Source organism: Streptococcus sp. VTCC 12886 (assembly GCF_049893425.1).
GTDB classification, from domain to species: Bacteria; Bacillota; Bacilli; order Lactobacillales; family Streptococcaceae; genus Streptococcus; species Streptococcus suis_AA.
In genome coordinates, this window is the sequence record NZ_JBMVJB010000015.1 from 29,912 (window position 1) to 52,129 (window position 22,218).

The window sequence follows — 22,218 nt, forward strand, 5'->3', positions numbered from 1 at the left end:
GGAGTGAATAATGACAGAACAAAGAAAAACATTTACTTTGGTTGGTGCTGGTAGCTCAGACTCCCAGGAAAAAATTGAAAAACCAGCCTTGTCTTTTATGCAAGATGCATGGAGACGATTAAAGAAAAATAAACTGGCAGTTGTTTCGTTGTGGTTTATTGGATTCTTACTTGTATTTGCAATTGGTTCCACATTTGTAGTTTCAACAAAATCGGCTAATAAGTTTAATAGTGAGCAAGTAGAAATTTACCGTAACCTGCCACCAAAAATTAGTGATAACTTACCATTCTGGAATGGCTCAATTGTTTATTCAGGAAATACTGAAGCAAATGATGCCTATGCAGATCAGAGTGTGCCTGAGGGTGTTAAGTTTATTTTAGGTACGGACAACCTAGGACGAAGCATTGCCAAACGGGTGACTGTTGGTATTCGTATTTCCCTCTTAATTGCAGTGATTGCTACCTTGATTGACTTGATTATTGGTGTGACGTATGGTTTGATATCCGGATTTTTAGGGGGTAAAGTAGATACCATCATGCAACGTATTATTGAGGTCATTTCTTCTATTCCAAACTTAGTTATCGTTACGATGCTTGGTTTGTTATTGGGAAACGGTGTAACATCCATTATTATTTCAATTGCTATCGTTGGTTGGACATCAATGGCTCGTCAGGTGCGAAACCTAACCCTATCCTACAAGGAGCGTGACTTTGTACTTGCCTCTCGTGCGTTAGGTGAGAGCAACCTGAAAATTGCTTTTAAACATGTTTTACCAAATATTTCAGGTATCATTATTGTCCAAATTATGATGACTGTACCTAGTGCAATCATGTATGAATCTGTATTGTCAGCCATCAACTTAGGTGTTAAACCACCAACTGCATCACTTGGCTCATTAATTACAGACGCTCAAGAAAACTTACAATATTATCCTTATCAAGTAATGATTCCTGCGGCTGCTTTAGTACTGATTTCGCTTGCGTTTATCTTATTGGGTGATGGCTTACGCGATGCATTTGATCCGAAATCAAGCGCTGATTAGGAATGGAGGATGTGATGAATAAAGAAACGATTTTACAAGTTGAAAATTTAAATGTTACCTTTCATACCTATGCAGGTGAAGTCAAGGCGATTCGTGATGTCAGTTTTACTTTAAATAAAGGAGAGACTCTGGCTATTGTTGGAGAGTCAGGTTCAGGGAAATCAGTAACAACACGTACGCTAATGGGCTTAAATGCAAAAAATGCACATTTGTCAGGTAAGATTCATTTTAAAGATAAAGACTTGAGTGAGTTGTCAGAGAGTGAGTGGGTAAAAGTTCGTGGAAATGAAATTGCCATGATTTTCCAAGATCCAATGACAAGTTTGGATCCAACAATGACCATTGGAATGCAAATTGCTGAGCCAATTATGTTGCACGAAAAAGTATCGAAATCTGAGGCTTTGAAACGTGCTTTGGAGCTCATGAAGAAGGTTGGTATTCCAAATGCTGAAGAGCACATTAAAGACTATCCACATCAGTGGTCAGGTGGGATGCGTCAACGTGCAGTCATTGCGATTGCACTTGCAGCGAATCCAGAAATTCTAATTGCGGATGAACCAACAACTGCCTTAGACGTGACGATTCAAGCGCAAATTTTAAATTTGATGAAAGAAATACAGTCTCAAACACAGTCTTCTATTATCTTTATTACCCATGATTTGGGTGTGGTAGCTGGTATGGCAGACCGTGTAGCAGTTATGTATGCAGGGAAGATAGTGGAAGTTGGAACGGTTGAGGAAGTATTTTATAATCCGCAACATCCTTACACATGGGGATTATTAAACTCTATGCCGACAACAGAGACTGCTTCTGGAAGTTTGGAATCCATTCCTGGAACTCCCCCAGATTTGTTGAATCCTCCTGTTGGAGATGCTTTTGCAGCCAGAAATGCATATGCTCTCGATATTGATTTTGAAGAGCAACCGCCAATGTTCCAAATTTCAGATAGCCATTATGCAGCAACATGGTTGTTAGATGAGCGAGCTCCTGAAATTACACCACCGTTAGCAATCTTGAAACGTTGGGAAAAATGGAATAGTAAGAAGGAGAAACAATGAGCGAAAGTAGAAAAAAACTCGTTGAACTAAAAAATGTTTCATTGACTTTTAATGCAGGTAAGAAAAACGAAGTTAAAGCCATTGACAATGTTTCCTTTGACATTTATGAAGGAGAGGTCTTTGGTCTCGTTGGTGAATCTGGGTCAGGAAAGACAACAGTTGGCCGTACCATTCTAAAGTTGTATGACTATAATGCTGGCGATATTCTCTTTGATGGCCAGTCTATTTCAAAGCTTTCTGGAAAAGATTTGAAAGAATTTCGAAAAGATGCACAAATGATTTTCCAAGATCCTCAAGCTAGTTTGAATGGTCGTATGAAAATCAGAGATATTGTTGCAGAAGGTTTGGACATTCACGGCTTGACTCCTTCAAAAGAAGAACGGGATGAGCGTGTTCAACATTTATTGGATTTAGTCGGTTTAAATAAGGATCATTTAACGCGTTATCCGCATGAGTTTTCAGGTGGACAACGACAACGGATTGGTATTGCACGTGCCTTAGCAGTTCGTCCAAAATTCATTATCGCTGACGAACCAATCTCAGCTTTAGATGTTTCCATTCAAGCACAAGTTGTTAATTTGATGCAAAAATTGCAGAGAGAACAAGGTCTAACCTACCTCTTTGTTGCACACGATTTGTCAATGGTTAAGTACATCTCTGACCGTATTGGTGTTATGCACTGGGGTAAAATGTTGGAAATTGGAACGTCGGATGCTGTTTACAATGATCCAATTCATCCGTACACGAAGAGTTTGCTTTCTGCTATCCCTGAACCGGATCCAGAATTTGAAAAAGGTCGTGTCCATATGGAATACGATCCAAGTGCTGAATTAGATGGTCAAGAACGTCAGATGCATGAGATTACGCCTGGTCACTTTGTATTGGCTACAGAAGAAGAGGCTGCGGCATACCGCGCTGAACGAAACAAATAAGAAATAAAAAAACCTGAAAATTTCAGGTTTTTTTGTATGTGATAAGTTTCGAACTTAGTTTTTTAAAGTTAGGACAGCAATCACCAAGGCCAAATACATCAGGAATGTCAAGATAAAGCCAGCTCTCCAAAATACTTTGAAAAATCGTTTGTAGTTAAACTGTCTTTTTTGAAGCAAGAAGAAGAGACAAAGACCGATGGCAAGTACTGACAGTGAGAAGGTCAGATGAGGTATTAAGCTACTATAGTAAGCCTTGTCAGAAATAAGATAAAACTCAAAGGCAAATAATGGAAAAGCAATATCCGCAAAATTCCATCCTCTTTTTTGCAATTTAAAAAAATTGACAACAATAATGGAAAGTGCCAAAGTCAGAAAAAGAAATAATATTGCCGCAATCTTTAAAAAAATCATTGATTCAAACATAAGTCTATTCTATAAAAAATGTGAACAAAAGTAAACCTAAAGCTTGCATTTCTTTGAAAATCGTGTATAATGAAAAGGTATGTGTAAAACACATATTTGTGGGAGGTAAAAATCTGTAATTACCGCCAAAACCACAATAGGAGGATTTTATATCATGGCTAAAAAAGTCGAAAAACTTGTAAAACTTCAAATTCCTGCAGGTAAAGCTACTCCAGCTCCACCAGTCGGACCAGCACTTGGTCAAGCAGGTATCAATATCATGGGATTCACTAAAGAGTTCAACGCTCGTACAGCTGACCAAGCTGGTATGATCATCCCAGTCGTTATCTCTGTGTATGAAGATAAATCATTCACTTTCATCACTAAAACACCACCAGCTGCTGTTCTGTTGAAAAAAGCTGCAGGTGTTGAAAAAGGTTCAGGTACACCAAACAAAACTAAAGTTGCAACAGTTACTCGTGCACAAGTACAAGAAATTGCTGAAACTAAAATGCCTGACTTGAACGCTGCATCTGTAGAAGCTGCAATGCGTATGATCGAAGGTACTGCTCGTTCTATGGGATTCACTGTTACTGACTAAGTAGCACCCAAGTTTATCTGATTACAAGGAGACATATAATATGGCTAAAAAAAGCAAAAACTTGCGTGCTGCTCTTGAGAAAATCGACAGCACAAAACTGTACAGCGTAGAAGAAGCTGTTGCTCTTGCAAAAGAAACTAACTTCGCTAAATTTGATGCGTCTGTTGAAGTTGCTTACAACTTGAACATCGACGTTCGTAAAGCTGATCAACAAATCCGTGGTGCAATGGTATTGCCAAATGGTACTGGTAAAACTTCACGTGTTCTTGTTTTCGCACGTGGTGCAAAAGCAGAAGAAGCAAAAGCTGCTGGTGCAGACTTTGTTGGTGAAGATGACCTTGTTGCTAAAATCAACGGTGGTTGGTTGGACTTCGACGTCGTTATCGCAACTCCAGATATGATGGCTGTTGTTGGACGTCTTGGTCGCGTACTTGGTCCACGTAACTTGATGCCAAACCCTAAAACTGGTACAGTAACAATGGATGTTGCTAAAGCAGTTGAAGAGTCTAAAGGTGGTAAAATCACTTACCGTGCTGACAAAGCAGGTATCGTACATGCTCTTATCGGTAAAGTATCATTTGACGCTGACAAACTCGTTGAAAACTTCAAAGCATTCCACGATGTAATGGCTAAAGCTAAACCAGCTACAGCTAAAGGTACTTACATGACTTCAGTAACAATCACAACAACACAAGGTGTTGGTATCAAAGTTGATCCTAACTCACTTTAATCAATAAGAAGATTGTCTTAGGGCAATCTTTTTTTCTTGAGATTTTCTTGACAAGCAATTGATTTCGATTTATACTATATTCAATTTACATAAAGGAGTCATCCAATGAAAATAGCGGAAAAAAGATGAGTTTTATAACTACCTTTCTGCGGCCTACAATCTTTCACAAGGGGTATTTTCGAAAGACTTGCGTGAAAAAATGTTGGAGGTTGTAGGTCAGTTGGATAAGGAGGTGAACCTCTATATCCTTGCTGGGTATCTCAGTCGTTTTGTTAACGCAGAGATAACTGCTCTGACTTGTCGAGCACCTAAGGAATTGGTTCAGTTAGCTCGCTATCTTCAAGAACTTCAAAATCACTATCGTTATGCAAGCATCATTCCAGGTAAGATAGAATAGGGGAAAACATGACAGAATATATAAAACCACTCGTATGGAAGTGGGAAGATGAAAATGACAACCGTTCCGGCAATCGCCCCACAGCAGGTAGTCGCTTTGAACAAAAACTACCAAAAGGAGAAAAACCTTTCCAAGTTTATTCACTGGGAACGCCAAATGGTATTAAAGTAGCTATCATGTTGGAAGAACTGAGGGAATTTGGTGTTTCGGATGCAGATTATGACCTGTTTCTCATTAATATCGGTCAAGGAGACCAATTTGGCTCCGATTTTGTTGCTATCAACCCCAATTCCAAAATTCCAGCCATGGTAGATTATTCTGAAAAAGAACCCGTTCGCGTCTTTGAATCAGCAAATATTCTTCTCTATTTAGCAGAAAAATTTGATGTTCTCTTACCGAAAGAATGGGCTGAACGGACTGAAGTCCTTAACTGGCTCTTCTGGCAAACTGGCGCAGCTCCATTTGTTGGTGGAGGGTTTGGACATTTCTTCCATTATGCTCCGACCGCGCAAGAATATCCGATTAATCGCTATACAATGGAGACCAAGCGTCAGCTGGATTTGTTAGATCAGTTATTAGCGACTAGAGAATATGTGGCAGGTAACACTTATACTATTGCTGATATCGCTATTTGGTCTTGGTATGGTCGCTTGGTGCAAGGAGAACTATATCCAGGTTCAGCAGAATTTTTAGATGTTGCTTCTTATACGCATCTAAAAGCCTGGGTAGAGAAGATTGCTCAGCGTCCTGCTGTACAACGAGGGTTGACAGTGAAGTATCAGTCCATTGATCATTAAACCACTCACCCCACCCATTGGGTGGGTTTTTCTTTTACTTTGGTATCATAAAAGTTTATAATGAAAGGGTTAGACTCTCTTGAATTTTAAAGAAAAGCAGTGGTTAATGTGGATTTTTGAGAGAATTAAATTGATACTCATATGGAAAGATTAGTGAATATGTCTGAAAAAGTTGAAATACAGCAGTCAAAAGAACAGGCTACAATGGCTAAAGGGTTAGCTTGGTTGACTGCAGGTAATATTCTAAGTCGCTTACTGGGGGTAGCTTATGTAATTCCTTGGTATATTTGGCTAGGAGAATACCGAGCAGAAGCAAATGCTCTTTTTAGTATGGGTTATCAAATTTATGCAAATTTTTTATTGATTTCAACAGTAGGTTTACCTGTAGCGATTGCTAAGCAAGTTGCAAAATACAATGTTCTTGGTAAGGAAGATGTTTCTCTCTATCTGGTAAGAGAGTTCTTCAAAATTATGCTGATCTTTGGGGCGGTATTTGCTGGGATCATGTATATCAGTTCACCGTGGTTAGCAGAAGCATCTGGCTCAAGGGAAAAATTGATTCCGGTCATGTATAGTCTCGTACCGCCCTTATTTATTTTCCCGGCTATGAGCATTCTTCGTGGTTTTTTCCAAGGTCGTCATGATATGAAGCCCTATGCGATTAGTCAGCTCGCAGAACAGTTGGTCCGTGTTATTTGGATTTTAGCAGCGACCTTTATTATCATGAAATTAGGTAATGGGAATTACCTTGATGCGGTTGTCCAATCTACTTTTGCTGCCTTTGTTGGTATGATTGCCAGTGTTGCAGTATTAGTCTATGCTTTATGGAAACAAGGTTACTTAGGAAGATTGATTCATGCGAAAAAGCAGAAAATCTCTATCCATACTGGTCAGTTAATCAGAGAAACTGTAAAGGATGCTATTCCGATTATTATTTTAGGTTTAACCATTCAATTGTTGCAATTTATTGATCAGGTTACCTTTATTAATGTGATGGAGCGGATTACAACCTATTCGAATTCAGAATTATTGGAACTGTATTCTTATTTGGCCGCAAATCCGAACAAAATTACTATGATGATTATTGGTATTTCCCAGAGTTTAGGAAGCGTGGCAATTCCATTGATAACAGAAAAATTTGTTCAAAAGAATTTGAAAGCCGCTTCGCATTTAGTTGCTGATAACTTACAACTTCTTTTCATTTTTACAATCCCAGCTATTGTTGGTACTGTTCTATTAGCTCGTCCTTTGTATACGGTATTCTATGGTCCATCAGAAGAAATTGCTATTACCTTGTTTATTTGGAATCTTTTTATGATTCTTCCTTTGGGCTTGTATTCAGTCATTAGCGTTGTTATTCAATCAATCTTTGAAAACAGACATGGAATTTATTATTTCTTGATTGGTATGCTAGTGAAAATTGTTTTACAAGTACCAATGATGTATCTTTTTAAAGTTTATGGCAGCTTTATTTCAACAATTTTTGGTTTAGGTATTATGCTGTATCTCTTTTATAAACGAATTGATAAGATACTAGATATTGATGAACAATTAGTAGTCAAGGATATTGTGACAATTAGTTGGATTTCCGCGGTGATGGGCTTGATTGTCTGGGTTATCGAGTTCCTTCTAGATATCGTTCTTCCAGCAAATGGATATGTTTCTAGCTTTATCCATTTAGTGATTGCTGGTGGTGCCGGTATTATTATTTTCGGTCTACTGACATTAAAGACGCGTCAGTTAGACCGCCTAATCGGTGGTAGAGCACAACCTTTACGTAGAAAGTTACGGCTGGGATAGGGTCTTCGAGAGGGTTAATCTGGCTAGTATTGCGGGATCATTGTACAGTAAAGATAGGCTAGTACGTAATAAAAGCAAAGAAAATTCATGATGGATTTTCTTTTTTCTTGGAGATTTCAGTATAAAAAAAATTGAATTTATGGTAGAATAGTAGGGATAAAAAAGAGGAGTAAGTGAATGAAACCTAAATACGAACGCATTCTAATAAAACTGTCTGGAGAGGCTTTGGCCGGTGAACGTGGTATCGGCATTGACTTGAAAACCGTTCAAGAAATGGCAAAGGAAATCCAGGAAGTTGCAGAATCAGGTATTCAAATTGCCCTTGTAATTGGTGGCGGTAACTTATGGCGTGGAGAACCTGCTGCTGAGGCGGGCATGGATCGAGTTCAGGCTGACTATACTGGTATGCTTGGAACTGTTATGAACGCCCTTGTAATGGCGGATTCCCTTAAACAACTTGGTGTAGATACACGTGTACAAACTGCCATTGCCATGCAGTCGGTTGCTGAGCCTTATATTCGTGGTCGTGCGCTCCGTCATCTGGAAAAAGGTCGTATAGTTATCTTTGGTGCAGGTATTGGTTCTCCATACTTCTCAACCGATACAACAGCTGCCCTTCGATCTGCTGAAATTGAGGCAGATGCAATTTTGATGGCAAAAAATGGTGTGGATGGTGTGTATAACGCTGATCCGAAGAAAGATGCCAATGCTGTTAAATTTAATGAATTAACCCACCGTGAAGTGATTAGTCGTGGTCTTAAAATTATGGATGCGACTGCTTCAACACTTTCAATGGACAATGACATTGATTTGGTTGTCTTTAATATGAATGAACCAGGGAACATCAAGCGCGTTGTCTTTGGTGAACCGATTGGGACAACTGTTTCAAATTATACTGCAGAAAAATAATAGATTGAAATTGAGTTCAGTTTTCATCTATTCAATAGAAAAATAAAAAAAGTAGGAAGTTTTATGTCTAAAGAAATTATTGCTAAAACGCAAGAGCGCATGAACCAATCTCATCAGAGTTTGGCGCGTGAATTTAGCCACATTCGTGCTGGTCGTGCAAATGCTAGCTTGTTGGACCGTATTTCAGTTGAATACTACGGTTCTCCAACACCATTGAACCAGTTGGCTGGTATTACAGTGCCAGAAGCGCGTGTTCTATTGATTACACCATTCGACAAGTCAATATTAAAAGATATTGAGCGTGCTTTGAACGCATCTGACCTTGGTTTGACACCACAATCTGACGGTACTGTTATCCGTTTGGTCATTCCTGCTCTTACTGAGGAAACTCGTAAGAATTTAGCGAAGGATGTGAAAAAAGTGGGCGAGAACTCTAAAGTTGCTATCCGCAATATCCGTCGTGATGCTATGGATGAAGCAAAAAAAGCTGAAAAAGCAAAAGAAATCACGGAAGACGAATTGAAGTCGCTTGAAAAAGATATTCAAAAAGTAACAGATGATGCTATCAAGACAATTGATAAAATGACTGCCGACAAAGAAAAAGAATTGTTGGAAGTTTAATCAACACGTTTTTAGGCTAAAAAATAGATCATCACTGGGCTGTCTAACTTCCAGTGGTGTATCAATAAGAAATCTAATGGAGGGGGGGGTTAGACAGACTCCCCCTTTTTTAATCAGAAAGAAGAAAATCATGAATGATTTATTAGCACAGTATATCGTTGGTTTAGTGACTGACGAAAATGATCAGTTTTATTTTGTCCAAAAAGGAGGAGTTACCTTTGCGCTCTCCAAGGAAGAAGGAGAACATAGTCTAGGTCAATCTGTTAAGGGATTTGCCTATACCGATATGAAACAAAAACTCCGTTTGACAACTAAGGAAGTTGGAGCGAGTCGTACCAGCTTTGGTTGGGGAACTGTCTCAGAGGTACGTAAGGATTTGGGTGTCTTTGTGGATACTGGTCTGCCAGACAAGCAAGTGGTTGTTTCCTTAGACATTTTGCCAGAAATCAAGGAACTCTGGCCGAAGAAAGGTGATCAGTTGTACGTCAAATTAGACGTCGATAAGAAGGACCGCATTTGGGCTCTACCAGCTTTTCAGGAAGATTTTCAGAAAATGGCTGGACCTGCTTATGACAATATGCAAAACCAAACTCTGCGAGTGATTGTCTACCGTTTGAAAATGAATGGTACTTTTGTTTATTTGCCAGACAACAACATGCTTGGTTTTATCCATCCGAGCGAACGCTTTGCGGAACCACGTCTGGGTCAGGTCTTGGAGGCGCGTGTCATCGGCTACCGTGCAGTTGATCGGACCTTGAACTTGTCTCTCAAGCCACGTTCATTTGAGATGCTGGAAAATGATGCTCAGATGATATTGACTTATCTGGAAAGCAATGGAGGTTTCATGACCTTGAACGATAAGTCTGATCCGGAAGACATCAAGGCTACCTTTGGTATTTCCAAAGGGCAATTCAAAAAAGCTCTTGGTGGTTTGATGAAGGCTGGGAAAATAAAGAAGGACTCAGTGGGAACAGAATTGGTATAGGAGGCGTCTATGCTCGTATATATTGCTGGTAGTGGAGCGATGGGGTGTCGGTTTGGTTATCAATTGTCTAAGACAAATCATGAAGTGATTTTGCTGGATAATTGGGAAGAACATATCGAAGCAATTCGAGAAAACGGCTTGAAAGTGACTGGAGATGTAGAGGAAACTGTACACTTACCCATCATGAAACCGACCGAAGCAACGAGAGAAGCAGATTTTATCATTCTTTTGACTAAGGCTGATCAGTTGCCAAAGATGTTGCGGGATATTAAGCCGATTATCGGTCCAACTACCATGGTTTTGAGTCTCCTGAATGGTTTGGGGCATGCGACGACCATGCGTCGGTATGTACCAGATGAAAGTATCATGGTTGGGGTGACTATGTGGTTGGCGGGACTAAAGGGTCCTGGACATGCTCACTTAGAAGGTCCGGGTTCTATCTCCGTTAAGCATATTCTTGGCGATGAGCAATCAGTTGCGGATATTATTGAAATGCTGAATGAAGCTGGACTAAATGTGACCTATGACAATCATGTTGTCAGTGCTATTTGGCAGAAAGCCTGTGTCAATGGTGTGATGAATCCAACTTGTACCATTTTAGACTGTACAATTGGTGAATTATTCGGTACGGAGGCTGGACTGAATCTAGTACAGGGGATTTTCAAAGAATTTATTGCTGTTGCTAAGTCTGAGGCAGATGGAATTGACGAAGAAGCTATTTGGAAATATGTTATTGATGCTTCGAAGAAGGCTTCCAATCACTATCCATCTATGCACCAGGATTTGGTCCAATATGGTCGAAAGACAGAAATTGATTATCTGAATGGAGCGGTTGTTTTTAAGGGCAAACGTACAGGTATTCCAACACCCTATTGCCAAATGATAACGGATATGATTCATGCCAAAGAGAGTATGCTGGGGTTGAGATAGGAGAAAGTCATGCTGATTGAAGCGGAAACGATTGAAGAATATATGGCTGCCTTGCCTGAAAATCGGAAGGAAGCAGTTCAACGACTCCATCAGGTGATTGTGGAACAGTTACCAGCTGGTTTTGAAGTAGGAATCTTGGGAGCTATGATTAACTATTATGTGCCGCTTGCTGCCTACCCTGATGGTTATCACTGCACACCGGGAGAGCCCTTGCCATTCCTTGCCTTGGCATCACAAAAGGCACACATCGCCCTCTACCACATGGGAATCTATATGGACCAGAATTGAATGATTGGTTCGTTGCTGCTTATCAAGCACAGGTACCTACCAAACTGGATATGGGCAAGTCCTGTGTTCGTATGAAAAATCCCAAGAATATTCCTTATAAATTGATTGGGGATTTGGTTAGTAAAATGTCTATGGAGCGCTATATAGAGCTCTACGAAAAAAATCATAGAAAGTAAATCTAGTGAGAAGAAGTTTTTATTCTTGGTTGATGACCCAGCGCAACCCGAAAAGTAATGAACCAGTAGCTATCTTGGCAGATTATGCCTTTGATGAATCTGATTTTCCTAAGCAATCAGATAATTTCGATGAAGTCAGTCGTTTTTTAGAGGAATCGGCCAGCTTTGCCTTTTCCATGGCTGATTTTGATGCGATTTGGGAAGATTATTTGACACATTGATGGATAAAATAGTACAAAATAGCCTTGTTTGGGCTATTTTTGCTATAATAGAGAAAAGCACAGGAAAAGGAGTAACTCTTGCTAGAACATTCAATTGATATTCAACTTAAGCATCCAGATGATTCATTTAGCCTATTTGGTTCGAATGAACGCCATCTGAGATTGATGGAACAGGAACTAGGTGTGGTTATTCATGCCCGTACGGAAAAAGTGCAGGTGATTGGTCTGGAAGAGCATGTAGAACAGGCGCGTATTGTTATCCAGTCTCTCCTTGTCTTGGTGAGTCGTGGTTTGGTTATCAATACGCCAGATGTAGTCACAGCTATTTCCATGGCAAAAAATGATGAGATTGAGAAATTCGTTGCCCTCTATGAAGAAGAGATTATCAAGGACAACTATGGCAAACCCATTCGCGTAAAGACCCTTGGACAGAAACTCTATGTGGACAGCGTAAAGCGTCATGACATCGTGTTTGGAATTGGACCTGCTGGTACAGGTAAGACCTTCTTGGCGGTTACTCTAGCTGTAACAGCCCTCAAGCGGGGACAGGTCAAGCGGATTGTCCTGACCCGTCCTGCGGTAGAAGCAGGCGAAAGTTTAGGCTTTTTGCCAGGGGACTTAAAAGAAAAAGTAGACCCCTATTTGCGTCCTGTCTATGATGCCCTCTACCAGATTTTGGGCAAGGAGCAGACCACGCGCCTAATGGAGCGCGAGATTATCGAGATTGCACCGCTGGCCTATATGCGGGGGCGGACCTTGGAAGATGCCTTTGTCATCTTGGATGAGGCGCAAAATACTACCATTATGCAGATGAAGATGTTCCTGACCCGTCTGGGCTTTAATTCCAAGATGATTGTCAATGGGGATATTAGTCAGATTGACCTGCCACGTAAGGTTAAGTCAGGTTTAATTGATGCGACAGAGAAACTGAGCAAAATTCCGCAGATTGATTTCGTACATTTTTCAGCCAAGGATGTGGTTCGCCATCCAGTTGTTGCCCAGATTATCAATGCCTATGAAGAGGAGGCTCGGGCGGCAGATAGTCGAGCAAGTTTTGATACGATTGGACAGTCTGGTCGGAGCGAAGAGGATGAAGATTAGTCAATATTCAAATCATTATAAACCATTATCAAGAACGAGAGTTAGTAGACGCCGACTTAAATCAAGTCTTGGCATTCTACCAGACCAATCCTCTCTATTTTGAACATTTTCCACCCTTGCCTAGTCTGGAAAGTTTAGCAAATGACCTTGTCGAGTGTCCACCAGGTAAGGAGTTATCAGATAAATATTTTTTAGGATTCTGGGACAAAGAGCGAATAGTTGCCATCCTAGACCTAATTGACGGCTATCCGACTGCAGAGATTGCCTACATCGGACTTTTTATGGTGGATTCAAGATTGGCTGGTCAGGGTCTTGGCTCAAAGATCATAGCAGAGCTCCTGTCTCAGTTAGCAACTCACTTCAAAAAGATGCGTCTAGGTTATGTAGAAAGCAATCCTCAGTCCAGTCATTTTTGGTCCAAAGTTGGATTTTGTCCAACTGGCGAGGTCAAAGAGTTGGCTGGAAAAACAATCGTTATAGCAGAATGTGATTTTGGAGATTGGAAATAGGCGAACCTAGTTCGTTTCGCTCTGATGCAGATAGAACTCTGTTCCTTTTCTATTTCAAGGGAACAGGCTGTCAAGCTCAACTGGAGCTCGACAGTCATCAAATCAAGTCAACAATATCTGATTTTGATTGTCGAAGAGGCTGGGCAGAAAGTCCAGCCTCGCTTCTCAGAGTTCGTGTCAACATCTCAGCGCAGTGGTTGATTGGCTTTAACAGTCTTGGAGACTGTTAAAGGTAGGAGCTAAGATTTGCACAGCAAATCTCAGCAGTTCGTGTTTCACACTCCTAATCTGACCATTACGACTGTTGCGAACAAAGTTCTTCGCTTTATCTCCAACCTCAAACTGTCTCCCAGACAGTTTGAGCTGTGCGGGGGTGGGAGTTTAAAAGGTCTGGGAGACATTTTAAAGTGGGAGATAAAAGCAGATGGCAGTCAGCTCACATAAATTGATCTCTGAGAATAGACTGTTTCAGATCAACAACTAGAAATAAAGTCTTGTTGACGAACTCTTTTTAGACTGGTCGAGTTCTTTCCCACTCCCATTGCTAGTTTTATAAAAATACTGCCAGTATGCCTTCAAAAACGGTTGTGATCAGCGAAAATCGATCTCGTGCTGAAAAACAATTCACAATTTTGTATATGCTAAATAAAAAACTGCCTATTTCATAAAGAAAAAAAGGCAGTTTTTTATCTGTCTGACAGTTAAAAAATGGAATTATTTTAAAGGTGAAGTTTATGAGATTTTAGAATGTTTTGGAACATGTTGATGAGAAATTTCTTGTTTGATAGCACAGTCACAAGAACAATCATTGCAGGTACCTTTACTTTTGACCAAGCTACGGATAGCTAGGACGAACAATACAACAATGAGTGATATCAGGATGAAGTTAGCCATTCATTTGCTCCTTTTGAATGTTTTTTAGAGTGACGATAGGTAAGGCGGAAGCAGGTTTCCGAACGACACTATACGCCATTGCAGATAGTAAAATCAGTGCAATACCGGTCCAAATAGTTGGTCGGTGATGGTAGAGAAAAACAGCTCCTAATTGATAAATGATGAGGCTGACAGCATAGGCTAGTCCTGTTTGGAAACCTACAGCAATCCAGGTCCATTTTGCATTTCCCATCTCACGATGTATGGCTCCAATAGCAGCAAAGCATGGTGCACAGAGCAAGTTAAAAATGAGGAATGAGTAGGCGGATAAAGCGGAATAATCTTGCTGGAGCAATGTCCACAATTCACGATTGCTCTCGGAAGTTTCTCCCAGTTTGTAGAGAATACCAAAACTAGCAATGACTGTCTCTTTAGCTAGGAGGCCAGTAATCGCTGCGATTGTAGCTTTCCAGTTCCCAAAACCAAGTGGTTGGAAGAAAAAGGCAAAACCATGGCCGATTGAAGCCAGGATGCTTTGATTTGTCTCGACTGGTGCCAAAGCCCAGCTGTATGAACTAGCAAACCAAATGATGATATTGGTTACGAAGATAATGGTCCCCGCACGTTTGATAAAGCTTATTGCCTTATCGGAAGAATAACGAAGAACAGTTTGAATTTGCGGAAGATGGTAGGAAGGCAATTCCATGATAAATGGACTCACCAAGCCACCGAGTTGCTTTGTTTTTTTCAATGCCAAACCAGAAAGAATAATGGCTCCCATACCAATGAAATATGCGCTGGGTGCTATCCAAGGGTTGCCAGGGAAAAAAGCGCCAGCAACGAGTGAAATAATTGGAAGTTTGGCTGAACAAGGCATAAAAGTAGCTGTCATAATAGTGATTTTTCTATCTTGTTCATTCTCAATTGTTCGACTAGCCATTACTCCAGGAACACCACATCCTGTAGCAATCAGCATCGGGATAAAGGATTTACCTGATAGGCCAAACCGTCTAAAAATTCGGTCCATGACAAAGGCAATTCGACTCATGTATCCAATATCTTCTAAGATTCCTAGACAGAAGAAGAGTACAAAAATCTGTGGCACAAAGCCGAGTATAGCTCCACAACCAGCTACAATTCCATCAAGTACTAATGATTGTAACCAGCCAGCAATTCCAAAGGTATCAAGAAGATTTTGAATAATTACTGGAACAAATTGGCCAAACAATACATCGTTGACCCAGTCAGTCCCAATAGTTCCTACGGTTTGGATAGCAAGAAAGTAGGTTAGCCACATAACGAGTGCAAAAATAGGAAGTGCGAGAAAGCGGTTGGTTACAATTTGGTCCACTTTATCAGAAATATTAAGGCCGTTTCCAATCTCTTCTTGGACGGAGCTCGAAATGGTTTCAATTAATTGGTATCGCTGATTGACAATTATGGCTTCGATATCATCCGAATAGATTTTCTCCAAAATCATGATAATTTCAGATAAATCTGCTTTTTCAGTTTCTCCGAAATTGAGTTGATGTAAAATGCCTGGATCTTGTTCTAAAGTCTTGATAGCATAAAAGCGTTGTTGCCTTGTAGGGATTGTTTGAGGTAACAATTCAATAACTTGAGCAATAGCTGCTTCAAATTGTTTCTCATATTGCGGAAAATAAGGTGTGTTAGATTGGGTGCTCGTTCTTTCAACTTCGCTGAGCAGTTGAGGAATTCCCATCTTTTTTAATGCACTAATTGATTGAATGGGGCAACCTAGCTGGTGAGATAACTGATCTACTTTAATACTCCGTCCCTGTTGTTTCAAAGTATCGGTCATATTCAGTGCAATAACAGTTGGGATACCCATCTCGAGTAATTGGAGAGTTAGATATAGATTGCGTTCCAGATTCGTTGCATCTACAACATTTAAAATGGCTGCTGGTTGAGCAGTTAGGAGGTAGTCTCTAGCAACCATCTCTTCGGAAGTGTAGGGTGAGAGGGAATAGATTCCGGGAAGATCTTGCAGATCCAAGTGTGGTCGTTTTTTTATGTTTCCTGATTTTCTTTCGACCGTTACACCTGGCCAATTTCCAACTCGTTGGTTGGTTCCTGTCAGTAGGTTGAAAAGGGTGGTCTTCCCGCTGTTCGGATTACCCACTAAGGCTATCTGTTTTTTCATTTATTCACCTAGCTTGCAACTTGAACGAGAATCATTTGTGCTTCCGATTTCCGGAGAGTTAAATGGTAGCCACGAAGTGTTATTTCTAATGGATCGCCTAAAGGAGCAACATTTTTTAGAAGAAGTTGTGTATGTTTCGTTATACCCATATCCATGAGACGACGGCGTAGGGCGCCTGTCGCACAGATTTCAATAACTTTAGCACTGCTACCAATTGGAAGATCTGATAAGGCCAAGGATCGCCCTTGTTCTGATTTTTCTTCTAAAACCAAGCTATTGAGAACAGATTGATCCAAGGCTAAACGACTGGCTTTGACCTGGATAATTGCATTGTCCTTTGTTTTTGAAATGATTCGAATTTCTTGCCCTATCTTTAACCCAAGATGGTTCAAATGTTTGCGAACATCTTCTTGTAATTGAATGTCTTTTACAAGATAAATTAGTCCAATTTGAAGTGTTTGCATGTTCATTAGGCATCCTTTGTGATTTTTATAACAATAGTATAACACAAATACTTAAAAATGTCAGATAATTTTTAGATATATGTTAGCTTTAATGATACTGGAATATATTTTGTTCACGGGCTTACTTCATCGCTTTCTTCATCGTGCTCTCTCTTAATCTTTTTTTATAAAAATCCATTGACATATTTTGGATGTATGATATACTAGTAAAGTACGCTGGTTTAGCTCAGTCGGTAGAGCGCATCCATGGTAAGGATGAGGTCGCCGGTTCAATCCCGGCAACTAGCATAAAATAATCCAAATAACCCTTGATACACAGGGGTTTTTGTTATGCCTGCCCCAAATTTTTCGAATATCTTTTTGAACTTGTCATTACTCATTTCTTTTAATGATTCCAGTTGATGAGCATAGACTTTGAGTGTTATGTTTAAATTTTTATGTCCTAATAATTGGGAAATGGAAATCAATTCGACTCCTTGAGTAATCAAGTATGATGTGTGGGTATGTCTTAGTGAGTGTATGTGGACATTTCGCCCAACTATTTTCTAAAGGCAATTCTTTTAAATAGAGGGTAAATAGGGAATATTTTACCAACAAAACCCCTTGACATATATGTTTATTGTGTTAAAATAGTGGATAGAAAGCTGAAAGGAGTAAGACAAATGAACAAAAAACTTATTGTCAAACAAGCTGTTTTTTATTATATACTCCTTTCTAAGCGGGAAAACAGATTTTAGAAATCATTCATGAGTGTGGTCTCGATGAAGAGTAGAGGTTGAACGTCAGTTCAGCTAGATAAGTTTATTGACTTATTGATTGATGATTTTTGAAAAACAACGGGTCTATTTTTGTGGACTAAAGCAAGCCTAGGAGGAGTGAAATGCTTCCCTGGGCTTTTTTGTGCGCTTAGAAAGGTAATACTCTTCGAAAACCAAAATTATCCGTTGTCAACTTGCCTTGATGAACTCCAGTTCTATCTTCGACTTCGTATTCTAGGCTACTTTTGATTTTCATTGAGTATAAGGTCTATCAATTGTTGCTTATTGAATAAAGTGGCAAATGACAGGCTGGAGATTTGTAAAGGAGATATATGTTTCGATTAATTTTTGATTATATCAAGCGTCATAAGTGGCTCTATTTATTGGTTGCCGTGACCTTGATTATTTATGATGCCACGCTTTTGGTACCGACGCAAATGATTCAACGGATGGTTGATATACTAACAAAAAATGAATTAACGCAAGCAATTTTAGTTCAGGATATGACGCTCTTGTTGCTCGTGACTTTGCTGAACTATGCTATGGCATTTATTTGGCACCTTAAACTATTTCAGGCTTCTGTTAACTTCAAGTTTGATATGCAACAACGGGCATTCAAAAAATTGGTTACCATGCGAACACCATTCTATGAGAAATTTCGCTCAGGAGATGTAATGACCCGTTTTTCAACGGATGTGGATGGCTTGATGGAGATGGTCGGCTACGGTCTCATGATTGTCGTCTATGCAGGCGGTATGCTAGCCTTTATCATCCCAACCATGTTCTTCATTGACTGGAAGATTTCTACGGTTGCTTTGCTTCCGATGCTGTTCATGACACTTTGTATATTTTTTATCGGAAGAAAACAAGATAAGGCGATTGACGCGAATAGGGACGCTGTAGCTCAACTCAATAATGAAGTTTTGGAAGTCATCGAAGGGATTCGAGTGACTCGGGCTTATGGTAAGAAAGAGACTCAAAAAGCTCAATTCCAAGCACGCACCAAACAATTAGCACAAGGTGGTGATCGTATCACCTCACTTCAATCTATATACAATCCACTAGCGACTGTTTGTTTAGGTTTATCAACGATTATAGTACTTGTAATGGGAGCACAGGCCGTGAAGACAGGGCAATTAACACTCGGACAAATCATTGCACTGCAACTCTATGTCAGTTCGCTCTTAGAGCCCTTCTGGACACTGGCAGATTTTATCCTCGTTTATCAAACTGGCAAGACATCTTTCGAAAAATTGCAAGAGCTAATAGAGACTGGTGATGATTTGGAAGTGGATGGGGCTAAGGAAATAGCAGAGCTGGAGAGTATTGCTTTCAAGGATTACAGCTTCCGATATCCACAGGCGGAAAGAGCCAGTCTGCAGGACATTAATTGGACCCTACTAGCTGGACAGACCGTTGGAATCGTCGGAAAAACAGGATCTGGAAAGACGACCTTAGTCCGCCAATTCCTCCGTCAATATCCTATTGGTCAGGGTGATTTCACCATAAATGATCAATCAGTATTGGACTATAAACGCGCTAGCCTTGAAGAAAAAATTGGTTATGTTCCACAAGAACACATTCTCTTTTCTAAGTCTGTCGGAGAAAACATTGCTCTCGGTAAAGTAGATAGTAGTTCTGAAGAGATTGAACAAGCCATTGTTACGGCTGCATTTGATCAAGATTTAAAACGGATGAGTGATGGGCTTAACACTATGATAGGTGAACGTGGGGTGTCTATTTCGGGTGGTCAAAAGCAACGGATTTCTATTGCGCGTGCATTCTTACGGGAGCCAGATTTGCTAATCCTAGATGATTCCTTATCTGCAGTGGATGCTCGGACAGAACGCCAGATTATCCAAAATATTCAAAAAGAACGTGCCGGTAAAACCAATGTCATCGTGACCCATCGTCTATCTGCTGTCAACCATGCTGATTGGGTGTTGGTTCTGGATGAGGGCCGTATCGTTGAAGAAGGGCGTCCCGCTGATTTGCTTGCCCAAAAAGGTTGGTATTATGAACAATACCAGCGACAACAAAGCCAGGAAGGAGGAGAGTAATGACTATTTTAGGATTTTTATTAAAACAAATCAAACGCATCAAATGGATATTTTTTGTAGCAGTAGTTTTCTATTTACTAGCTTCAACCCTGGTTCAGTTGGCTCCTCTGTTGATTCAGCAGGCTATCGATGGGCCTATTACAGATTTGAGCAAGGGTTTGCCATTTGATGAAACTGTTTTTTTGACTCAGTCCGCTCAATATATGGGGATGACAGTCCTAGGAGCCATTGGTTTTTACCTGTCCATGCGCTTGCTCATGCATTGTGCCAATCGGATTGCAGAAAATCTGAGAAATCAAGCCTATGATGTGATGCAGCGGTTGCCTATTTCATATTTTGATGATAAACCAGCAGGGAAGATTGCAACTAGAATTGTTAATGATACAGAGACACTGCGAACTCAATTTTATGGTACTTTAGTTTATGCCTTTAACAATTTCGTTCGACTGGTATTTACATATGCTGTTCTTTTCTACATGAATCGTAGTTTGGGTTGGCTGATGTTGCTGCTGATTCCTCTATATATTGGAATTCAATTTGCATATAAAAAAATGACTGACAAGCCCATGAAGGACTTCTATGATGCCAGGAGTGATGTGAATACTCAGGTAAATGAAACCATGAACGGTGCTAGTTTGATTCAACTCTTTGGACAAGAAGAAAGAAGTATGCAAGAGTTTGAAGCTACTGCTGACAAGATGCGTCGTGCAGACAACAAGATGATATGGGCTCAGTCTCTCGCAACTTGGAATTTGAGTGGCTTCTTACAAAATTTAGTGATTACAGGGATTTTGACAGTAGTTGGTTATCAATTTCTCAAGGGCCATCCTGGAGTCACACCCGGGAGACTCTTTGTTTATGTTAATTACATTGAGGGGATCTTCATCGCATTAGGTGCCTTGGTTCAGCAATTTCCAAATATGCTTCGTTCTTTTGAAACTGGTAAGCGTCTAATGGCTCTTTTAGAAGAAGAGGCGGAACCTGATAGCGAGCATGATTTGGAAGTAAATCAAGGTCAAGTCGTGTTTGAAAATGTGAATTTTAGTTATGAAGAAAACAAACCAGTTTTGAGAGATATTTCCATTCGGGCTGAAAAAGGTGAAACAGTTGCTTTGGTGGGACATACGGGTTCTGGAAAGTCATCCATTATGAACCTCCTCTATCGTTTCTATGATCCACAGGCGGGTCGCGTATTGATTGATGGGAAAAATATTCGTGAATATTCTCGTGAAAGCCTTCGTAGTCACATGGGGATTGTTTTACAAGATCCCTATCTCTTTACAGGAACGATTGCAAGTAATGTTTCCATGAATGAGGAAACAGCAGACAAAACAAGAATTTTGCAAGCCCTGGAAAAAGTTGGAGCAGGGCCGATGCTATCTCGTTTAGAGAAAGGGATTGATGAACCTGTAGTTGAGAAGGGAGCGGCCTTTTCAAGTGGAGAGCGGCAGCTGATTGCCTTTGCTCGGACACTCTACTCTGATCCTAAAATCCTCATTTTGGATGAGGCAACTTCTCATATTGATACGGAGACGGAAGAAATTATCCAACATGCCATGGAAGTGGTGAAAGAAGGCCGAACAACCTTTATCATTGCACACCGACTCTCTACCATTCAAAATGCAGATCAAATCTTTGTCTTGGATCAGGGTCGAATCATTGAGCATGGCAAACACGAAGATTTGATTGCGTTTGGTGGCACTTATTCTCAAATGCATGAGATTCAAGCAAGGGTGTAAGGACTAAAAATCTTTAGTTGGCAAAGACAGCCAGTCGAGGTGGGCATTCAGATCCTCAACCCAAATATGTTTATTCATTCAACTATGAAAGAATTGTCATACAACTCGAAATATCAAAGTGTTTCTACATTATGAAATCCAGTTTGGAACAACTGGATTTTTTTGAACCATTTTTTTATAAAAGTGACAACCTAAAATGAAAAATAGATTGGAATGATAAGTGATTTAATTGTTTTTATCAATCTTATCATTTGATTTATTAAACAATCCGATAAATTTACATTGTTTAATAAAAAAATATATATAGAAAAAAGTCTTTTAAAACAAGGGTTTTAGACTGTTTTTGTAAAAAAATATTAAAATAGTAGGCAGAAAACTTGCATAGTGCCAACTTAAATGATAAAATAACAATACAAAGTTAAACAAAAGTTGTCACTTTTAATTTTAAAACTACTTGAACTATCAAACAAGTGTTGGTTACTCTTAAAAGCGATAAATTGGTTTTTCTACTATTTTTAATTAAAGGAGAATACATTATGGGATTCATTTGGACACTTATCGTAGGTGGAGTAATTGGCGCAATCGCAGGAGCGATTACAAATAAAGGTGGCTCAATGGGCTGGATTGCAAATATTGTAGCCGGTCTCGTCGGTTCATCCAT

General features: G+C 39.9%; 22 protein-coding genes, 1 tRNA gene and 1 pseudogene. 20 read left to right on the forward strand and 4 right to left on the reverse strand.

All coding sequences use genetic code 11. From position 1 onward, the window contains the following. The first annotated feature begins 10 nt into the window (after window positions 1-10). From ACPC57_RS06095 to ACPC57_RS06105, 3 genes are read left to right on the forward strand one after another with little or no spacing between them, the layout of a single operon-like run. Window positions 11-1,042 carry an ABC transporter permease gene (locus tag ACPC57_RS06095; protein WP_217374086.1) on the forward strand — a complete coding sequence of 344 codons (1,032 nt, stop codon included), beginning with the start codon at window positions 11-13 and terminating at the stop codon, window positions 1,040-1,042. Window positions 1,043-1,056: 14 nt separating this feature from the next. Next, window positions 1,057-2,100 (forward strand): ABC transporter ATP-binding protein, encoded by a 1,044-nt coding sequence (locus tag ACPC57_RS06100; protein ID WP_171989134.1) that lies wholly within the window; start codon window positions 1,057-1,059, stop codon window positions 2,098-2,100. Further along, the gene (locus ACPC57_RS06105) at window positions 2,097-3,032 is read left to right on the forward strand and encodes an ABC transporter ATP-binding protein (RefSeq protein ID WP_274504176.1); all 936 of its coding nucleotides are present in this window, start codon (window positions 2,097-2,099) and stop codon (window positions 3,030-3,032) included. The genes ACPC57_RS06100 and ACPC57_RS06105 overlap by 4 nt, the downstream gene beginning before the upstream one ends. Before the next feature lie 54 nt (window positions 3,033-3,086). Here the strand turns inward: ACPC57_RS06105 and ACPC57_RS06110 are convergent, their stop codons facing one another. Then, on the reverse strand, window positions 3,087-3,455 hold the full coding sequence (locus tag ACPC57_RS06110) for a DUF3397 domain-containing protein (RefSeq protein WP_239604110.1): 369 nt from the start codon (window positions 3,453-3,455) through the stop codon (window positions 3,087-3,089). A gap of 154 nt (window positions 3,456-3,609) precedes the next feature. Here ACPC57_RS06110 and rplK point away from each other — a divergent pair, with 154 nt between their 5' ends. The 13 genes from rplK (at window position 3,610) to ACPC57_RS06175 (ending at window position 13,499) form a co-directional block, all read left to right on the forward strand. Beyond that, window positions 3,610-4,035 (forward strand): 50S ribosomal protein L11, encoded by a 426-nt coding sequence (gene rplK / locus ACPC57_RS06115; RefSeq protein ID WP_024382554.1) that lies wholly within the window; start codon window positions 3,610-3,612, stop codon window positions 4,033-4,035. A gap of 40 nt (window positions 4,036-4,075) precedes the next feature. After that, entirely contained in the window at window positions 4,076-4,765 is a 690-nt protein-coding gene (rplA, locus tag ACPC57_RS06120) for a 50S ribosomal protein L1 (RefSeq protein WP_217374084.1), read from the forward strand. Window positions 4,766-4,952: 187 nt separating this feature from the next. Continuing rightward, window positions 4,953-5,162 carry a hypothetical protein gene (locus tag ACPC57_RS06125; protein ID WP_434066512.1) on the forward strand — a complete coding sequence of 70 codons (210 nt, stop codon included), beginning with the start codon at window positions 4,953-4,955 and terminating at the stop codon, window positions 5,160-5,162. A gap of 8 nt (window positions 5,163-5,170) precedes the next feature. Next, window positions 5,171-5,959, forward strand: coding sequence for a glutathione-dependent disulfide-bond oxidoreductase (gene yghU / locus ACPC57_RS06130; RefSeq protein ID WP_312251825.1), 789 nt, complete (start codon window positions 5,171-5,173; stop codon window positions 5,957-5,959). A gap of 159 nt (window positions 5,960-6,118) precedes the next feature. Then, on the forward strand, window positions 6,119-7,759 hold the full coding sequence (locus tag ACPC57_RS06135; RefSeq protein WP_217374082.1) for a putative polysaccharide biosynthesis protein: 1,641 nt from the start codon (window positions 6,119-6,121) through the stop codon (window positions 7,757-7,759). Window positions 7,760-7,936: 177 nt separating this feature from the next. Next, window positions 7,937-8,668 (forward strand): UMP kinase, encoded by a 732-nt coding sequence (pyrH, locus tag ACPC57_RS06140; RefSeq protein ID WP_217374081.1) that lies wholly within the window; start codon window positions 7,937-7,939, stop codon window positions 8,666-8,668. A 63-nt stretch (window positions 8,669-8,731) separates the two neighbouring features. Continuing rightward, entirely contained in the window at window positions 8,732-9,289 is a 558-nt protein-coding gene (frr, locus tag ACPC57_RS06145; protein WP_217374080.1) for a ribosome recycling factor, read from the forward strand. 130 nt (window positions 9,290-9,419) lie between these two features. Beyond that, window positions 9,420-10,274, forward strand: coding sequence for an RNA-binding virulence regulatory protein CvfB (gene cvfB, locus ACPC57_RS06150; RefSeq protein ID WP_434066513.1), 855 nt, complete (start codon window positions 9,420-9,422; stop codon window positions 10,272-10,274). A 9-nt stretch (window positions 10,275-10,283) separates the two neighbouring features. Continuing rightward, on the forward strand, window positions 10,284-11,204 hold the full coding sequence (locus ACPC57_RS06155) for a 2-dehydropantoate 2-reductase (RefSeq protein ID WP_434065507.1): 921 nt from the start codon (window positions 10,284-10,286) through the stop codon (window positions 11,202-11,204). 9 nt (window positions 11,205-11,213) lie between these two features. Further along, a complete protein-coding gene (locus tag ACPC57_RS06160) occupies window positions 11,214-11,492 on the forward strand; it encodes a hypothetical protein (RefSeq protein WP_434066514.1) in 279 nt (92 codons plus the stop codon). Window positions 11,493-11,673: 181 nt separating this feature from the next. Then, entirely contained in the window at window positions 11,674-11,889 is a 216-nt protein-coding gene (locus ACPC57_RS06165) for a YozE family protein (RefSeq protein WP_130555249.1), read from the forward strand. A 78-nt stretch (window positions 11,890-11,967) separates the two neighbouring features. Then, a complete protein-coding gene (locus ACPC57_RS06170; RefSeq protein WP_130555248.1) occupies window positions 11,968-12,990 on the forward strand; it encodes a PhoH family protein in 1,023 nt (340 codons plus the stop codon). A 68-nt stretch (window positions 12,991-13,058) separates the two neighbouring features. Continuing rightward, the gene (locus ACPC57_RS06175; protein WP_434066515.1) at window positions 13,059-13,499 is read left to right on the forward strand and encodes a GNAT family N-acetyltransferase; all 441 of its coding nucleotides are present in this window, start codon (window positions 13,059-13,061) and stop codon (window positions 13,497-13,499) included. Between the two features lie 886 nt (window positions 13,500-14,385). Here the strand turns inward: ACPC57_RS06175 and feoB are convergent. Both feoB and ACPC57_RS06185 read right to left on the reverse strand, forming a co-directional pair. Further along, window positions 14,386-16,536, reverse strand: a complete 2,151-nt coding sequence (gene feoB / locus ACPC57_RS06180; protein WP_434066516.1) for a ferrous iron transport protein B — start codon at window positions 16,534-16,536, stop codon at window positions 14,386-14,388. 8 nt (window positions 16,537-16,544) lie between these two features. Then, a complete protein-coding gene (locus ACPC57_RS06185) occupies window positions 16,545-17,006 on the reverse strand; it encodes a FeoA family protein (protein ID WP_289648506.1) in 462 nt (153 codons plus the stop codon). A 209-nt stretch (window positions 17,007-17,215) separates the two neighbouring features. Between ACPC57_RS06185 and ACPC57_RS06190 the strand changes: the two genes are divergently transcribed. After that, window positions 17,216-17,288 (forward strand) — tRNA-Thr (locus tag ACPC57_RS06190). Here ACPC57_RS06190 and ACPC57_RS06195 read toward each other — a convergent pair. Further along, a pseudogene (locus ACPC57_RS06195) lies at window positions 17,270-17,545 on the reverse strand (tyrosine-type recombinase/integrase); the annotation flags it as partial. The gene ACPC57_RS06190 and the pseudogene ACPC57_RS06195 sit on opposite strands and share 19 nt — an antisense overlap. Window positions 17,546-18,090: 545 nt before the next feature. Here ACPC57_RS06195 and ACPC57_RS06200 point away from each other — a divergent pair. The 3 genes from ACPC57_RS06200 to ACPC57_RS06210 all read left to right on the forward strand — a co-directional run. After that, complete coding sequence (locus ACPC57_RS06200; RefSeq protein ID WP_434066517.1) at window positions 18,091-19,818, forward strand: ABC transporter ATP-binding protein; 1,728 nt, start codon at window positions 18,091-18,093, stop codon at window positions 19,816-19,818. Then, window positions 19,818-21,557, forward strand: a complete 1,740-nt coding sequence (locus ACPC57_RS06205; RefSeq protein WP_434066518.1) for an ABC transporter ATP-binding protein — start codon at window positions 19,818-19,820, stop codon at window positions 21,555-21,557. The genes ACPC57_RS06200 and ACPC57_RS06205 overlap by 1 nt, the downstream gene beginning before the upstream one ends. 536 nt (window positions 21,558-22,093) lie before the next feature. Beyond that, window positions 22,094-22,218: GlsB/YeaQ/YmgE family stress response membrane protein (locus tag ACPC57_RS06210; RefSeq protein WP_434066520.1), on the forward strand; the 125-nt coding region annotated here is incomplete at its 3' end.

Bases quoted from the DNA above. Each gene is read 5' to 3' on its own strand.
- ACPC57_RS06095 (WP_217374086.1), top strand. From the start codon at position 11: ATGACAGAACAAAGAAAAACATTTACTTTGGTTGGTGCTGGTAGCTCA.
- ACPC57_RS06100 (WP_171989134.1), top strand. From the start codon at position 1,057: ATGAATAAAGAAACGATTTTACAAGTTGAAAATTTAAATGTTACCTTT.
- ACPC57_RS06105 (WP_274504176.1), top strand. From the start codon at position 2,097: ATGAGCGAAAGTAGAAAAAAACTCGTTGAACTAAAAAATGTTTCATTG.
- ACPC57_RS06110 (WP_239604110.1), bottom strand. From the start codon at position 3,455: ATGTTTGAATCAATGATTTTTTTAAAGATTGCGGCAATATTATTTCTT.
- rplK (WP_024382554.1), top strand. From the start codon at position 3,610: ATGGCTAAAAAAGTCGAAAAACTTGTAAAACTTCAAATTCCTGCAGGT.
- rplA (WP_217374084.1), top strand. From the start codon at position 4,076: ATGGCTAAAAAAAGCAAAAACTTGCGTGCTGCTCTTGAGAAAATCGAC.
- yghU (WP_312251825.1), top strand. From the start codon at position 5,171: ATGACAGAATATATAAAACCACTCGTATGGAAGTGGGAAGATGAAAAT.
- ACPC57_RS06135 (WP_217374082.1), top strand. From the start codon at position 6,119: ATGTCTGAAAAAGTTGAAATACAGCAGTCAAAAGAACAGGCTACAATG.
- pyrH (WP_217374081.1), top strand. From the start codon at position 7,937: ATGAAACCTAAATACGAACGCATTCTAATAAAACTGTCTGGAGAGGCT.
- frr (WP_217374080.1), top strand. From the start codon at position 8,732: ATGTCTAAAGAAATTATTGCTAAAACGCAAGAGCGCATGAACCAATCT.
- cvfB (WP_434066513.1), top strand. From the start codon at position 9,420: ATGAATGATTTATTAGCACAGTATATCGTTGGTTTAGTGACTGACGAA.
- ACPC57_RS06155 (WP_434065507.1), top strand. From the start codon at position 10,284: ATGCTCGTATATATTGCTGGTAGTGGAGCGATGGGGTGTCGGTTTGGT.
- ACPC57_RS06160 (WP_434066514.1), top strand. From the start codon at position 11,214: ATGCTGATTGAAGCGGAAACGATTGAAGAATATATGGCTGCCTTGCCT.
- feoB (WP_434066516.1), bottom strand. From the start codon at position 16,536: ATGAAAAAACAGATAGCCTTAGTGGGTAATCCGAACAGCGGGAAGACC.
- ACPC57_RS06185 (WP_289648506.1), bottom strand. From the start codon at position 17,006: ATGAACATGCAAACACTTCAAATTGGACTAATTTATCTTGTAAAAGAC.
- ACPC57_RS06200 (WP_434066517.1), top strand. From the start codon at position 18,091: ATGTTTCGATTAATTTTTGATTATATCAAGCGTCATAAGTGGCTCTAT.
- ACPC57_RS06205 (WP_434066518.1), top strand. From the start codon at position 19,818: ATGACTATTTTAGGATTTTTATTAAAACAAATCAAACGCATCAAATGG.